Source organism: Opitutaceae bacterium TAV5, from assembly GCA_000242935.3.
Taxonomy (GTDB): Bacteria; Verrucomicrobiota; Verrucomicrobiia; order Opitutales; family Opitutaceae; genus Geminisphaera.
On sequence record CP007053.1, the window covers coordinates 1658753 to 1674414 of the forward strand.

Consider the following 15662-nt stretch of genomic DNA (forward strand, 5'->3'; position numbering starts at 1 on the left):
TAAAACATGCCTCCCTCCACCACCGTTCCGGTCGCCACTCCGGCAACCTCTGCCTCCTCCGCTCCCGCCTCCTCCGGCAAACTCCGCCTCCGCGATCTCGCCGCATTCGGCGCGGGCGGCGTGCCCTACAGCCTCGGGATCGAATCGCTCAAAAACCTCGCCAACCCGATCTTCAACATCGTGCTCGGCGTCAACCCCGCCGTCATCGGCACCATGCACATGATCGCGCGCCTCTGGGATGCGTTCACCGATCCGGTCATGGGCTCGATCTCCGACAACAGCCGCTCGCGCTGGGGACGGCGCCGCCCCTTCATCGCCGTCGGCGCGCTGCTCTCCGCGCTCGTTTTTCCGCTCATCTGGTTCGTCCCTGCGCACTCCGGCACCACCGCCGCCGCTGTCTGGTTTCTTGTCACCTCGCTCCTCTTTTACACCTGTTTCACTCTCTTCAGCGTTCCCTTTTTCAGCCTCAGCCTGGAGCTTTCGCCCGACTACCACGAACGCACCCGCGTCACCGCCGCGCGCTCGCTCTTCGCCACGCTCACCTCGCTCATCATCGCATGGGCCTTCAAACTCGCGCAACTCGACCTTTTTCCCGACACCCTCACCGGCATGCGCTGGGTCGGCATCGGCATGGGCGCGCTCTTTCTCATCGGAGGACTCCCGCCCGCCCTCTTTCTGCGCGAACGTTACCAGAAAATCGCGCAAAGCCGGCCCAAAGTCCCGCTGTTCCAATCGGCCCGCGTCACCTTTTCGAGCATCCCCTTCCGCATCATCCTCGCCGTCTCCGTGTGCATGGTCATCGGCATCAACACGTTCAATGCCTTGGGTATCTACGTGAACACCTATTACGTCTTCGGCGGCGACACCAAACAGGCCGCAATGTTCCTCGGCCTCACCGTGTCCGTCAGCCTGCCCGTCGCCTGGATTTCGATCCCCGCGATCACCTGGCTCTCGGGACGTATCGGAAAAACCGGCACCATCCGGATCTGCCTCTGCCTCGGCATCATTGCAGGCATCCTGAAATGGTTCCTTTTCAATCCCGCACATCCTTACTGGCAGCTCGCGCTGCCGCTTTTTCTCGTGCCCGGCTCATCCGGATTCTGGATACTGCTGCACTCGATGAAAGCCGACATCTGCGACGAGGACGAGCTGCGCACCGGCAATCGCCGCGAGGGCATGTTCGGAGCGGTCTCCGGCTGGGTGCACAAACTCGCCGCCTCGCTGACCTTCACCCTTTCCGGGGTGGTGCTCGTGCTGACCGGTTTCGAGCAACAGCTCGGCGGCGCGCAGGCCCCCGAGACGATCCTGCGGCTGCGCGTGTATTTCTCGCTCGCCCCCTGCTTCTTTTTCGGCGCGTGTCTCGTGCTGTTCATGTTCTACCGACTCGGCCCGCGCGAAGTCGCCGCAATCCGCCAGGAACTGGAAACCCGCCGCCCGGCAGTCTGAGGGTCGCAGGGAGGCTCGCTATTTTCTGGCGAGTTCGTAGGCGAGCTGCGTGCCTTGCACGGTGACGGTTTCGGCGCGGAGCGTCCACGCGCTGCCGTCGGCGTTGCGTGTGAGCGACACTTCGCGCAGCCGCGCTCCGGCGGGCGACACGGCCCAGGCTTTCCACGGTCCGCCACCCGCGAGCCGGAGCGTGATGTCAGCCGAACCGCGTTGCACGAGATACGGAGACGTGCCGATTTTTTCGAGCAGCCGCCGGTCCTGCCCGCCAAAGTGCATGCCCGTCCGCAACGCATCCGTGAGATGCACGACGAGCAAGCGGTCGCTCTCCGCCACCGGCCGGCCGTCCACCGCGACCACCGCAATCGAACCAAACGTTTCTCCGTTGCGCACCGAAACCCGTCCGCCTTCGAGTTGCGCCCCGGCAGGGAGCACGAAGAGTTCGCTGCGTTCCGTGATCACCCGGAGTGTGCCGGCCTCGGTCTGCAACTCGATCTGGCCGGTGTCGCTCCGGTAACGTTTTCCGTCATCCGAAATCGAATCCCCGGGCAGCACGCCGTCGCGCCGGAGCCGGTCGGCGAGTTCGGATGTGGCCGGATACACGCGGTTCGCACCGGATGCGGCCGCACCGGCCTGCGGATCGACGACGACGGCGGCAGGCCGGTTTTCCCGGAAGATCGTATCCGGCGAGGCAGGGCGCGATCCGATGCGAGTCACCAGCCCAAGCCGGGAGAACTCGTTCGGGAACCGGCGCTCGCGCTGGCTGAAGGCGGCGCCGTCCTGCACGGCGAAGGTGATCCCGCCGCGCGCCGGAGCGATGTCACCGCGCCGGAAGAGCGCGGCTCCCACGCGGTCACCGATCAGGCCGACGGGGTCGCTGGCCAGGGAAAAGATGCTGCTGACCTGTCCGGGGTCGTTCACGCCGCCGCGACTGCTGGCGTAGTCGAAATTGTAGAGCGCATCCCAGTCCTGGAGGCCGGCGTAGGCAGGCATGAGGACCGCACCTTCGGCCCGGTAACGGTTGGGACGGACAAAATTGAACTCGGTCACCGCAAAGGGTTTTCCCACAAGGCGGGTGGGCATGACCTCGCGCGGGACAGGCGCGGCGCGGCGAATCGCGCCGGCCTGATCGAACTGGAACGGCAGGTTAAACGTCCGCACGGGGAAGGTGGGATGATCCCAATACATGTGGTTGTCCACGTAGTCGTAGTGAGTTCTCACATATGCCAGTTCCTGGCTGTTGCGGTAGTTGGTTCCGGACAGGAGTGCGCGCACGCCGAGCCGGTTGCGCAGAAAGTCCGCCATGCGCGCATCGTGCCGGATGTGGGCCTCGTAAACGAAACGGTTGAAGGCGGTCGCCTCGGTCTCGCCGGCGGCGGCCGGGAGGAGGTGGCTTTCGGGCTGGCCGCGCCACCGGACGAAGGCTTCCCGGTAGAGGCGGTTGATGACCGGATCGTTGTCGATGCGTTCGGACGGGGAATCTTCGTTGACGGGACAGATGCCGATGAGCGCGGGATCTTCGGCCCAGGTCAGACCGGTGTAAGGGTTGCGGTGCGTGAGGAGGTTGGCGGCGAACTTCGACCAGGTTTCGAAGGCGAGTTCGGAGACAGGCATCACCGCCTTGAAACGCCAGTGCATCTGGCCACTGGCGACATCGGGATCGGTCGCCGTGTCGAAGCCGAAGGCGGCGAACTCCGCCGGGCTGAAGGCGCGGGAGGTGTAAAGGTCGATGTTGATGTAGAGGCCGCGTTTCTTCATCGCGGCGAAGAGATAATCGAGCCGGTCGAGTTTTTGCGGATCGAGTTCGTGGGAGAGTCCGCCCTTGAGCTGGAGCTCGCGGTCGTAGTGGTGAATCCTTATGCTGTTGTAGCCGGACCGGGCGAGCCGTTCGGCCAGGCGGTCGGCCTCGTCTTTTTCGAGGTAGTTGGCCGAGAAGCAGAGGTTGACGCCCCAGAATCGTACGCGGTCGGCGGGCGTTTTTTCGAACGCGAAGTGACCGGCGGGAGTGACGACGAGAGCGCCGTGTTTTCCGGCGGGAGCATCGAGGTACGACGAGAAATCGAAGACGCTGCCGGCCTCGATGTCATGCCGGTGGTCGAATGCCACCCATTCGGGACCGGCTTGCACCGTCCAGGGAGTTTGCGGGGTGAAGGGCACGATGTCGTCGGGCGACAGGGAGAGCGCGGCCACCATCCAGATGGCTTCGCCGGTGTTTTCGAAGCGGATCTCCGAGAGAGGTTTGCCAGGCGGAAGCGGCACGCGGGACACATAGAGTCCGATGGTGCCGCGCGGGTTTTCGCCGGTCCAGCCGACGGCCGCATCAGGAAGCGGGGCAGGCGACCGCCAGTTGCCGATGTCGCGCCCGCTGACGATCTCCCGGCGCGTTTCGGAGCCGTCGATCTGGCGCAGGACGACCGTGCCGACGGACCGGCCCGAGGGCGGAAGCCAGCCAGCGGCGTGGAGCAGGTAGAGGTTGCGCGGAGGGCTCGAGAACACCCCGGACACAGGGAGGGTCGCGTTTTTGGGAAGAAAGGTCTGGTCGGACTTGCCCAGGACGAGAGCGGCCCGGCCGGGGGTCGGCGCGCCGGGGGAGTCGTCAAGGATCTCGAAGTTTACACCCGCCGCGGCGAGGGGTCCGGCGGGGAGGGAGCGGATGTCGTTGTCGGCTCCCTGGTCTGTCCAGCCGCCCTTGCCGTCGCCGGCGACCTCGTCACGGAAGCCGAAGTTGGCGGCGGAGCGGAGTGAAAGGGGGGTGCTGGAGTGAGGCGTGTGCCGAACGGTGACTTCGAGGGCCGAGCGGGTGAGAACCTCATCCGTAACCGGAAAATTGATACGCACGGCGTAAGCGTCCCGTTTCCACTGGCGCTGATCCTGCATGAGGAGGCTGAACGTGCCGGTGATCGTGATCGTGCCGGTGGCGGCGGGCAGGATGAGCGTGCGCGGGATGCGCTGCCTGTCCCCGAAAATATGCGACTGCCCAAACGCGACGGGCAGCGGATGCGCAACGCCGTCGATGAGGACGGACTTGCCCGCACCGATGGAGAGCGGAATCCCGAACTGGAGAAACACCTCGCTGGTGGGCAGGCCGGATTTGGCCTCGCAAGCGACCTCGTAGGCGGCGCTGAAGGCGCGGGCGTCGATACGGCCCAGCCTTTGCGTCAGGGTGAGCGGGACGGGGGCGTCCTTGACGGCAAGCGTGCCGCGAACCTGCCAAGTACCGGCGGCTCGTTTCGGGAAACCGGGAGCGACCCGGAGCTGGCTCTGGTCGATGCGGTTGACCCAGCCCCGGTCAAAGTGCCCGGCGACGGCCTCCACGCCGTCAAACAGGAACACGCCGTTGGGCCTGAGATTGAGGCCGGCGACCGGGAAGGCGGGGGCGGACGGGCCCTGGGCATGGACGGGAACGGCAGGCGAAAACGCGAGACCGAGTGCGATGGCGAGTGGGAGCAGGCGGGGGGATGTCATTTTCAGAATCGGACAGGGGGGCTCAGGCGAAGAAACGGTGCGTGGCGGGCTCAGTATTTTATGTCGGGAACCATCGGTGCAAAGAGGCGCAGCGGGGAGCCTGCCGATGGTTTTCATGGGGAATGCGCGTGGGGGCAACGTGGGCGGAGATGGAGGCTGAAGCCGGTGGTCAGTAGTTGATCACTACGTTGCGTTGCTTGACCTTGTCTTTTTCGAACGGGCGGACGGAGCCGTCGACCATGACGGCGTTGAGTTTTCCGTTATGACGGAACCGGAAATAATCGAACGAGCCGGCGTTCGGCTCAAAGTCCTCGCTCGGAGGCAGGTAATCATCGGCGGTCGCCGCGGTGGCGCTCCGGTAGGCGGTTTTGTTCAACTCCGTGAGACGGTTGGCGGCGCAGGCCTTCCAGTTCGAGGCATCCGCCGGGCGCTGCATACCCTCGGCAAACATGATGATTTCCGTAGGGCGCATGATCTGGTCCGGCGTGACCGCGCGGTCGGGGTCCCACTCGGTAGACTCCGGACCGAGCACGAGAACAAGCGGGTTGGCCGAGTAGGAACGGTTGACGGAGCCGTCGAGTTTCAGCCCGCGCGAAGGGCACTCGTCGATCTGGCAGCCCGCCTGTTTCGCAAACGTGGTTTGGGCGAGCGGGTTCAACCAGGGAGAAAGCTCAAGAGTCCACATCGGAGAATCGCCGGACGGGAATTTTCGGTTGTCGGCGATGTAGAGATGCGTGGCGACGCCGAGCTGGCGCAGGTTGGAGCGACATTGGGCATTGCGAGCGGATTCGCGGACTTTTCCGACGGTGGGGAGCATGATCGCCGCCAGGATGCCGATGATGGCAATCACGGTCAGCAGTTCGATCAGCGTAAAAGCACGCCGATGGTGAGCGGGGCGGCGGCGGAGCGTCTGGAGGAGTATCGTTTTCATGGGATGGTGGGAGAATGGGGGGAGGTCGGGGAAGGCTGATGCCAGCGTTCGGCGGAGACGTTTGCTTCGCGGGCCATGGTGACGAAGTCCTCGTAGGGCTCGTCCTGGATGGTAACGAGTCCGTAGTTGGAGTTCTCGCCATCGAACCGGCCTTCGGACGGCTGGTCGGCGTGCTCGAACCAGTGATAGCCGACGACCAACGGACTGGCCATGGCCTTCCGGACGTAATTGGAAAATGCCTCCGCGCGCTCGCGCTGGTTTTTTTTGATGGGGCCGACACCCTTGGTGTTGGGCAGGCCCGAGTCGGCGGCGCGGAACCCGAATTCTCCGATGATGAGGGGGCGGCCAAACACGGCGTAACGGGCGATCGCGGAGGCGGGATCGTCGTGATAGCGGTTGAAGGAAATGACATCCAGCCAGCGGGCGGCGGCATCGACCACGGGCTGGCCGGGGACGTAAGCGAAGCGGCTGCCGAAAACCATGTGTCGGGGAGCGGCGGCGCGGACGGCCTCGACCGTGATCCTGAAATAGCGTTCCGCGACCTGGCCGAGGAATTCGTCGCAGTCGGCCAGGAAGCGCGCCCGGTCAGGATCGGCGTCGTTGAGCTGGCGTTCGACCTCTTCGTTTTGCTGGGAAAGGGCCTTGCGGGGGAAGGGACTCTTGATGTCGCCGGGAGCGGCGGCGGCAAGCGTGGCCCATGATTCGTATCCGGTTTTCCAGACGCGATTGAGAGTGGCGATGTCGGGGTAGCGTTTCTGCAGGACGGCAAGCGCCGCCTGGCGGCCGTCGGAGGAAAGCGGAGAGTTCAGGAAACTGACGAGGAGCTCGTCGAGGTTGCGCCAGTCGGGGCCCCAGCGCAGTTCGTTGTCGGTGAACCAGCCCAGCACCCACGGGGCGTTCGCGTGGGGCGCGCACGCCTCTCGCGCGAGCCGCCGGGCGGTGGTTTCAAATTCAGGATCAAAGACGTCAGGAAAAACACCGTGCAACCAGGCATGGCTCTGGCCGGAATTCTGCCGGCTCCGCTCCTTCACAAAGATGGAACCGAGGTTGAGAATCGGCGTCCGGGCGAGATGGCGGCCGTCTATTTCGGGTTCGGAGAGACGGAGGTCGGACCACGCGCCCACCGAGTTGAAGTCCCAGTCCAGCAAGCGCCGGGCCACTGCGGATCGCCAGGCTTCCGGCGTGCCGTATTTCCGGGCACAGGCTTCGGCGTAGGGTGAGCGGTTGGTGTTCCGGATGATGTCGGGGTGATAGTTGGCATTACAGACGCCTTTGGAAATGAAGCGTTCTCCGTCGGGTGCGATCAGCCACCAGCGCCCGTCCTCCGCTTTCGTCACGCCAAAAAATCCGCTCCCCGCCGCTTGCAGGCAAGTCGGGCCGACGAGAGTCAAAACGCCGGTGGCAAGAACGGAGAGCAGGAGCGGTGAACGGATCATTTCGGCGAGGGTTTGAGGATGCCTTGGGAAGAAAGGGGGGACGTATCAGAATCAGTTCACCGGGCTGTCGGGCGGCGGCGAAGAACGGCCGCTCCGAAAACCAGTGCGAGCGTGGCGACGCCGAGCATGGCGGCCGTCGTGGAAGACTCGGGGATGGCCGGAGTGAAAGTGATGGTGGCTTGCTTGAGCGTGAGGCTGTCAAATGTGAACTGGCTGGCGGTGGTGATGACAAAGGTGTCGAGGCCGGTATTGGCATAATCGCTGGCTATCTCCGTCCATGTGTAGCTGTATCCGGTGAGGGCACCGCCGGTGAGACTCATTGTGATGCTGACGGTGTCGGCAGAGGCCCGTGTGATGGTATAGGTGGCGATATAGTCCACGTTGTTGGCGAAGTCGTTGGAGGCGGACTGGACGCCGCCACGCGGGATCGGGTTGCCGCCGGTGTCGGTCGTCCCCTGGTGTGAACTCCCGTTGACAATGGTGCCGTCGTTGGTATTGCGCAGGAGAAGGGCGAGGGGATCACGGGAGTTGAGCCTCGTATCTGCGTAGGTGGTGTAGCCGCGGTAGGCGGTGAATTTGCTATTCCATGACCCCAGGCCGTCCGCATCCACCCGTTGGCTGCCGGAATTGAAGAATGAAAGGCGAAGCTCGCCGATTTCGGTAACGTAGCCGGAAAATTTCAGCGAGACGCTCAGCGAGTCGCCGTTGTTGGCCAGGCTCACGGGCGTGTCGGAAAAATAGGTCACCACACTTTGGATACCGGATGTTGCCGAGGTGGTAAATTTCAGGGAACCGTCGGCGCTGTCATCGAGGTTCGTCGATGCCGCCGAGAAATACCATGCGGATTTCTGGTTGGCGAGATCCTGCGTGAGGTGGGAATTGGCGGCGAACGAGTCACTGACCAGCGTGGCCGCCTGAAGCGAGGCGGCGGCGAGCGCGGGGAGACCGAGTGCGGTCAGGAGCAGATGAGTGGTGTGTTTCATGGCGGGATGACCTAGTGATGATGGGATGCGGGGGGATGATGGCTTGGGGTGCCGCCGGAGTGCTCCCGGCAGACTTCCAAGGATTTTGTCGCGAACGGGACATGTCTTGACGGGATTTCCAGATCGTATCAAGAGAGCCGTAATTTAAATCGTTAAATAAACTCGGCCGTCAGTCACTCACTGCCCCTTTTTCGCCCATTTTCTGTTCATGATTACGCTCAAGCACATCGCCGCCGAGGCCGGCGCCACGATCGCAACCGTGTCGATGGCGCTGCGCGGTTCGCCCCTGATCTCCGTCGCGCGCCGGGTTGAAATAAACGAGATCGCGCGGCGGTTGGGATACCAGCGCAACGCCCACGTATCCACGTTGATGAAACACATCCGCCAAGGCGGCGGACGCATGCCGCGCAAGGCCGCCATCGCATTTCTCATGGCGCACCCGTCGCGAAACGCCCGAAAGGAATTCGTTTTTGTCGACCGGCGTTTCCGCGGCATGGAGGTGCGACTGGCCGAGCGTGGTTACCGTCCCGATTTTTTCTGGTACAATGACCCGGACATGCCACCGGAACGGTTGGAAAAAATCTGGAGCGCGCGCGGGATTCGCGGCGCCGTGCTGGCCCTGTTTCGTGAATTCGAACCGGCCATCGAACTGGATTGGGAAAAATTCGCCGTGGCCACCCAAAGCGATTTTTCGCTCGGTCCGCCCATTCACCGGGTAATGGAGGACTATTTCACCAACACGGTCACGGCGATGAGGCATCTGCGGCAAAGCGGATGCCGCCGGATCGGCCTCGCCTACTCATGCGTGAATGCGCGCAGCGCCCGCTTCCACATCGCGGCGGCGTATCACGAATCCATCGCCCAGGTGCAGGGATCGTTCGACAACATACCTAGTATTCACATACCGGATACTCCCGAGGGTTGGACAGAGCAGGCGTTCATGGCGTGGTTTCGCCGCGAGAAACCCGACGCCGTCCTGACCTTCAACTGGTATGTCCGGGACTGGCTGCTGGCGGCGGGGAAGCGTATCCCCGAGGATGTGTCCATCGCCGTGCTCAATCGTTGTCCGAGTTCGCCCGAATTTTCCGGCATCGACCCGCAACCCGAGCTGCTCGGCGAAACCTCCGTCGACCTCGTCATCGAACAGCTCGAAAACAACGAGTGCGGTCTGCCGAAAAACCCGAAGGTGCTCACCATCCCCGGCCGCTGGGTGCAGGGCACGACCACGCGCGAACCATAGCATTCCCTGCTCTCTCTCCTTCGCCGGGCGGCTCTCATTTCGCGACGAGGACTTTTACGCCATTCGCCTTGAGCAGGCGGCGAACGTCGGGCGGCGGGGAGGCGTCGGTCACCAGCGCGTCCAGCCGGCGCGGATGGATCATCACTGCGGCAGAACGCGGCATGCCAAATTTCCCCGCATCCAGCAACAATACGACCTTGCGTGAAATCGATGCCAGCGCCCGCTTCACCTCGATCTCCAGCGGATTGGGATCACTCGGACCCACCTCGCCGTCAAACGCCGTCGCCCCCAGAAAACAGACCGCCGCCGTCAGCTTCCCGACCACCCGGAGCGCCTCGGGTCCCGTCGTGTTTCCCGACACCGGACTCAGCCAGCCACCGGTCACACGCACCGCCAGCGCCGGCCGCAGAACACGCAACCGCTGCGCCACCGGCAGGCTGTTGGTCAGCACCGAGACACGCGTCTCCGGCAGATGATCCACCAGCGCCGCCACCGTCGTGCCGCCTTCCAGCACGATGGTGTCGCCCTCGCGCACAAACTCCCTCACCGCCCGCGCCGCGATACGCCGCTTGGCGTCGGCTGCCCGCGTGTCCTTGGCCTCGAAATCCGGCTCGCTTGTTCCGCGTTCGCACACCCTCGCTCCGCCGCGCACGCGACGCAGCAACCCGAGTTCCTCCAGCACCCGCAAATCGCGCCACACGGTCATCGCCGTCACGCCGAGCCGGTCCCGCAACTGCGAGACAGAGACGGCTTCGTTGTCGCGGAGCAGGGTGAGGATGCGTTGATGGCGGACTGTGGAGAGCATGGAAAAGTTGCCCACGAAACACACGAAAAGACACGAAAAGAATACCACGAAAAAGTCTTTGTTTTTCCGAGACTATTTCACGGGGGCCATCTGGTGAGATCCGGATTGGTTTTTTCGTGTCCTTTCGTGTGTTTCGTGGGCCATAATGTGAAGAAACAAAATGTTATGTCGCCCGGAAAATGTTATAAAGTGTTATTTCGATGGCGATCGTTTTCCGCCTTACCAGATTGAGGCGCATGGATTTTCTGCTCGGCATCGACGGCGGCGGCACCCGCACTCGCGCGATTCTCGTGACGGAGGCCGGCGTCGTGCTCGGCACCGGCGAGGCCGGCCCCGCGAATTGCCACAACGTCGGCGTGCAGACCGCCGCCCGCCACCTGAACGAGGCGGCGGACATGGCCTGGAGCGCCGCGGACAGGCCGCGCCACCGGCAACCGGCCCTCGTGTTCATCGGTTGCGCCGGGGTGAAGTCGCGCCCGGACATCCTGCAACTCACCGCCGCCGCCGAACTCGCCGGGTTTCCCGCCGAGACCGTCACCGTGGAGAACGACCTGCACAACGCGCTTGCCGGCGGGCTCGGAGGCCGGCCCGGCATCGCCCTGATCGCCGGCACCGGCTCCAACTGCCTCGGCCGCGACGCCTCGGGCAACACCTTCATGTGCGGCGGCTGGGGCTGGCTGCTCGATGACGAAGGCAGCGGCTTCGGGCTCGCCCTCGCCGCGCTCCGCGCCGTCGCCCGTGCCGCCGACCACCGCGCACGCCCGACGAGTCTCCTGCCGGCCGCTCTCGCGTTCTTCGGCGTCAGCGAACCCGACGAATTGCTCGCCCGTTTTTATGCCAAAAAATGGACGCCCGGCGAGGTCGCCGCCTTCGCCCCGGTCGTGACACGCCACGCGACCGAGGGCGATGTCACCGCCCGCAAACTGCTGGCCGAAGGCGCACGCGCCCTGGCCGCGCTGGTATCCGGCGCCGCCTCCGCACTCAGGTTTCCGCAAGGCCCGCGTGTCGTCCTGCTCGGCGGCTGTGCCCGCAGCGGCGCACCCTACCAGCCGATGATCGAAACCGAAATCCGCGCCACATGTCCGCGCGCCAAAATCGTGGAGCCCGTCGGCCCGCCGCTCCACGGCGCCGCCCTCAACGTTCTCCGCGCCGCCGGAATCCATCCGCTGCCGCGCCTCGATTTCTCGCAAACGAACTCCCCGACCGACTCCGCAGCCGAAGCCTGACTTTCCCCCCCTGCCCTCCCCGACGGCACACGACGTCGCCCTTCCGATCATCCGATGAACAACACCACCTCCGCCCAAACCCCCGCCTCGCCGCTTGCGTCCATCCGGGCCAATGACCTCTGCGTCTCCTTCGGCCTCGACACCGCCCGCCTCGGCGATCGCCCCATGGTCACGCGGCGACTCTCCGACCTGCGTGGCTGTTTCGCCGACACGGCCGCCTTCGACGCCGCCCTCGCCCGCGGCGACGATCCGCTGCTCTACACCGTCACCTCCGTCGAACCCGCCGTCGGCGACGGACAGCTTCACTACGGGCTCGGCATCCTCTATCCCGGCAAAATCGGCAACGAATATTACCTGACCAAAGGCCACCTGCACGCGCACCGTCCGGCCGCCGAAATCTACATCGGCCTTTCCGGCGACGGCGCGATGCTCCTGGAAGACGAGCACAACACCGACGAATGCCGGCTGGCTCCGCTCCGTGCCCACACGGTCATTTACGTCCCCGGTCACACCGCCCACCGCACGGTCAATACCGGCAACGAACCTCTCGTGTATCTCGGCATCTATCCCGCCAACGCCGGTCACGACTACGGCGCGATTGCCGAAAAGAACTTCGCCCACGTCGTCGTTTGCGGCCCCGATGGCCAACCTGCTCTGCGACGACGCGACCGCGTAATGAGTTAACCACAGAGGCACAAAGACACAGAGATCAATCCACGAAAAAGCAGCCCGACCTGTCTTTAATAAAAGCCGTAAGAAATTAACAAATAAAAGGTAAGAGACTCGTGTCTTCACAGGAAAGCGCTGCCCTTCGCGCCTTTTCAGTTAATTTCTAGACATCTTCCGTCCATTTTCACCATGAGCAACTACCTGCAAAACCTCGGTCTGCGCGCGCCCAATTACGACAAGACACCGGCAATCCCTGTGCCCGCTCCGCACGCCTCCGCCTGCTGGCGCGGCTGGGAGGCCATCGCCACGCACCTCAACGAAAGCATCCAAAAAACAACTACGCATGTCATTGCCGTCGAATGCTACCCCGGCGTCCATGCCGACGGCGTGCGCGAACAGCTCGCCCGCCGCCTCGTGCCGGCGCTGGTTGTCGACACTGCCGAGGCCTTCAAACCCGCCGGCGAAATCGACGCCCTCGTCGCGCCCTTCCTCGGCGGCGACGATCCTGTTTTCGGTCGCCTTTGCACCTCGCTCGAACTCGCCGACTTCCTCGCCCCCGACAAAGCCGACGTCCTGCGAGCCACGATTCGTTCGACAAACGGCCTGGTGCTCGTCGTCGGTCCCGCCGCCTCGCTGCTCGCCCCGGACGATGCCCTGCTCGTTTACGCCGACATGCCCCGCTGGGAAGGCCAGCTTCGCCAGCGTCGCGGCGAAGCGGACAACCTCGGCGTGCGCAACCGCGGATCTGGCATAAAAGCGTCGCTGCAATACAAGCGCTCCTTCTTCATCGACTGGCGCGTGGCCGACCGCCACAAACGTCGCACCCTCGCCCGCTGGCATTTTTTATTGGATACCACAACGACAAGCGCCGTCCCCGCGCTCATCACCGGCGCCGCCCACCTCGCCGCACTGGAACACGCAACGACGCGGCCCTTCCGCGCCGTTCCCTTCTTCGATCCCGGCCCCTGGGGCGGACAGTGGATGCGTGAAGTCTGCGTCCTTCCGGAGGGTCCGCCCAACTACGCCTGGTGTTTCGACTGCGTGCCCGAGGAAAACTCGCTCCTGCTCGAATTCGCCGGCGGCGAGCGCGTGGAAATCCCGTCTATCAATCTCGTTTTTGCGCAGGCCAGGTCGTTGCTCGGCGAACCGGTTTTCGGACGCTTCGGCCACGAGTTCCCGATCCGCTTCGATTTTCTCGATACCATGGGCGGCGGCAACCTGAGCTTCCAGGTGCATCCGGATATCGAATACGCCCGCGAACACTTCGGCATCCCCTACACGCAGGACGAGAGCTACTATGTTCTCGACGCCGCCCCCGGCGCTGTCGTTTACCTCGGCCACAAGGACGACACCAGCCCGGACGAACTGATTGCCGCCCTCGAAACCGCACAGGGCGGAGGCGCTCCCTTTGACGACAAAAAATTTGGCGCACGTTTTCCGGCCAGAAAACATGATCACTTCCTCATTCCCTCCGGCACCCTGCACTGTTCAGGCGCCAACACCATGGTGCTAGAAATCAGCGCCACGCCCTACATTTTCACGTTCAAGCTCTGGGACTGGGCCCGCCTCGGGCTCGACGGCCTCCCTCGGCCGGTGAACATCGCTCGCGGCAAGGAGGTGATTCGCCCGGAGCGCAACGAAAGCTACGCTCGCGCCCGCCTCGTCAACCAGGTCAGCGAAGTCGCCCGCGGTGACGGCTGGATCGAGGAACGCACCGGACTGCACGAAGCGGAGTTTATCGAAACGCGACGTCACTGGTTCACGACTACAGTCCGGCATGACACCGGCGGTATGGAACGCGGCGGTGTCAACGTCCTCAATCTCGTCGAAGGCGAGGCGGCCATTGTGGAAAGCCCGTCGGGCGCATTTGCACCGTTCACCGTGCACTACGCGGAGACGTTCATCGTTCCCGCCGCCGTTGGCGCCTACACGATCCGCCCCGTCACGCCCGGGGCCCGGTGCGCCACGATCAAGGCCTTCGTCCGCACCCGTGCCTGAGGCCTGAAACCAATGAACAGAAGATAACGAAGGGAACGAAGATATTCCGGTTCCCGTAACCCATCCCGTATCCGTGACCTCTTTTCCAAAACAGAAAATGGCTCTTTCGCTCAACCCCCCGCCAGCCTCCAGCGAATCTTCGTTCCCTTCGTTATCTTCTGTCCAATTCTTCATTTCCTTTATCACACGTTGATTCCCGACATTTCCCGGCCTGCCGGGTCATCGGGCTCCTGCTCAATCTCTTCTGTTTTGACAAAATGACCACCGGACTCCCGCTCGATGCAACGCACTCGCCACTCGGCTGGACATACGGCCTTGGCATGTTTGGTCCGACGCCCGAACTGCGCTGCCTCGACACCATCCGCCCCAGCCTGCGGAATCCGGCATGCGAGGGACCCGATCCCGTTTATGCCATCGTCATGGACGTGGGTCGCGAGGAACATCGCTCCGATCTTGTGCAACGCCACCTGCTCTTCGGCGCGGTTGCGTATGCCGCCGGACGCCTCGGCGACGAGCCCGTGCGCTCGCAAGGTCATGTTCACAAAAAAAGTCCGCGCAACGGCTGGAGCACGCCCGAACTCTACGAAATCTGGCAGGGCCGCGCGTGCATCCTCATGCAGGAGTCCGACGGCGACGATCCGGGGCGCTGCTTCGCCATCACCGCCGGGGCCAGCGAGGTGGTCATCGTGCCGCCCGGCTGGGCACACGCCACGATCAGTGCCGACCCGCACCAGCCGCTGGTTTTCGGCGCGTGGTGCGACCGCGCCTACGGCTTCGTTTACGATGGCGTTCGTGCTCATGGCGGCCTCGCCCATTTCCCGATTCTCACTGCAGACGGAAAACTCGAGTGGGAAGAAAACCCGCGTTATTCCGTGAGTCGCCCGCTTACCTGTCGCGCTCCGCGTCTGTATCCGGAATTTGGACTCGTTTCCGGCGTTGCCGTTTACGAACAATATGCACACGATCCGGCCCGCTTCGACTGGGTGCCCAACCCCGAACTCAAAGCCAGGCATTGGAAAAACTTCACCCCGTAATCCCCACCCTCTCATCGCCCACGAAACACACGAAATGACACGAAAAGGAGATCGATTTGAGGGCCATCACCATGTGAGATTTTTCCTGGCTCGAACGCCGCTGGCCGGGCACGGGTTATGAAGACCAGGATGAGGCGCTCGATGGTTTCGTCGAACGTGGCTACGATGCCGTTCGCATCGACGCCTACCCGCATCTCGTCGCCGCCGATCCGCATCGCGAATGGGAAATCCTGCCGGCCTGGAGAAAGGCAAGCCGGAGAAATCCATCGGCTTTCGCCGCATATTATCATCTGATGTTACGCAGATCCCCGTAGGGGTTTCGCTTGCGAAGCCCGCGAATACCTTGGGGCATCGCCAGTTCGTCCGGCTGGCGCGGGCTACAGAATGCGCAACATCAGTTATCATCACAAGATTTTTATAATTATTGTGTTA

12 protein-coding genes are annotated in these 15662 nt (G+C 63.6%); 6 read left to right on the forward strand and 6 right to left on the reverse strand.

The genetic code is table 11. The features are described 5' to 3' along the window. Positions 1–6 precede the first annotated feature (6 nt). The gene (locus OPIT5_07560) at positions 7–1446 is read left to right on the forward strand and encodes a sodium:melibiose symporter (protein ID AHF90102.1); all 1440 of its coding nucleotides are present in this window, start codon (positions 7–9) and stop codon (positions 1444–1446) included. An 18-nt stretch (positions 1447–1464) separates the two neighbouring features. On the opposite strand, the gene OPIT5_07565 is transcribed toward OPIT5_07560, so the two are convergent. The 4 genes from OPIT5_07565 to OPIT5_07580 form a co-directional block, all read right to left on the reverse strand. After that, on the reverse strand, positions 1465–4908 hold the full coding sequence (locus tag OPIT5_07565; protein AHF90103.1) for a hypothetical protein: 3444 nt from the start codon (positions 4906–4908) through the stop codon (positions 1465–1467). Between the two features lie 169 nt (positions 4909–5077). Then, entirely contained in the window at positions 5078–5839 is a 762-nt protein-coding gene (locus tag OPIT5_07570; GenBank protein AHF90104.1) for a hypothetical protein, read from the reverse strand. Next, on the reverse strand, positions 5836–7275 hold the full coding sequence (locus OPIT5_07575) for an agarase (GenBank protein ID AHF90105.1): 1440 nt from the start codon (positions 7273–7275) through the stop codon (positions 5836–5838). The genes OPIT5_07570 and OPIT5_07575 overlap by 4 nt, the downstream gene beginning before the upstream one ends. 56 nt (positions 7276–7331) lie before the next feature. Next, entirely contained in the window at positions 7332–8258 is a 927-nt protein-coding gene (locus tag OPIT5_07580) for a hypothetical protein (GenBank protein AHF94172.1), read from the reverse strand. Between the two features lie 208 nt (positions 8259–8466). Between OPIT5_07580 and OPIT5_07585 the strand changes: the two genes are divergently transcribed. Then, positions 8467–9498: a LacI family transcriptional regulator gene (locus OPIT5_07585; protein AHF90106.1), complete on the forward strand. Its 1032-nt coding sequence runs from the start codon at positions 8467–8469 to the stop codon at positions 9496–9498. A gap of 34 nt (positions 9499–9532) precedes the next feature. On the opposite strand, the gene OPIT5_07590 is transcribed toward OPIT5_07585, so the two are convergent. Next, positions 9533–10303: a DeoR family transcriptional regulator gene (locus OPIT5_07590; GenBank protein ID AHF90107.1), complete on the reverse strand. Its 771-nt coding sequence runs from the start codon at positions 10301–10303 to the stop codon at positions 9533–9535. Positions 10304–10539: 236 nt separating this feature from the next. On the opposite strand from OPIT5_07590, the gene OPIT5_07595 reads away from it, so the two are divergent. The 4 genes from OPIT5_07595 to OPIT5_07610 all read left to right on the forward strand — a co-directional run bounded on the left by OPIT5_07595 (position 10540) and on the right by OPIT5_07610 (position 15230). After that, positions 10540–11529 carry an ATPase gene (locus OPIT5_07595; GenBank protein ID AHF90108.1) on the forward strand — a complete coding sequence of 330 codons (990 nt, stop codon included), beginning with the start codon at positions 10540–10542 and terminating at the stop codon, positions 11527–11529. 54 nt (positions 11530–11583) lie between these two features. After that, the gene (locus OPIT5_07600; protein ID AHF90109.1) at positions 11584–12213 is read left to right on the forward strand and encodes a glucose-6-phosphate isomerase; all 630 of its coding nucleotides are present in this window, start codon (positions 11584–11586) and stop codon (positions 12211–12213) included. Positions 12214–12414: 201 nt separating this feature from the next. Beyond that, positions 12415–14196, forward strand: coding sequence for a mannose-6-phosphate isomerase (locus OPIT5_07605; protein AHF90110.1), 1782 nt, complete (start codon positions 12415–12417; stop codon positions 14194–14196). A 257-nt stretch (positions 14197–14453) separates the two neighbouring features. After that, a complete protein-coding gene (locus OPIT5_07610) occupies positions 14454–15230 on the forward strand; it encodes a glucose-6-phosphate isomerase (GenBank protein AHF90111.1) in 777 nt (258 codons plus the stop codon). An 11-nt stretch (positions 15231–15241) separates the two neighbouring features. On the opposite strand, the gene OPIT5_07615 is transcribed toward OPIT5_07610, so the two are convergent. Further along, positions 15242–15445 (reverse strand): hypothetical protein, encoded by a 204-nt coding sequence (locus OPIT5_07615; GenBank protein ID AHF94173.1) that lies wholly within the window; start codon positions 15443–15445, stop codon positions 15242–15244. Positions 15446–15662: the final 217 nt, after the last annotated feature.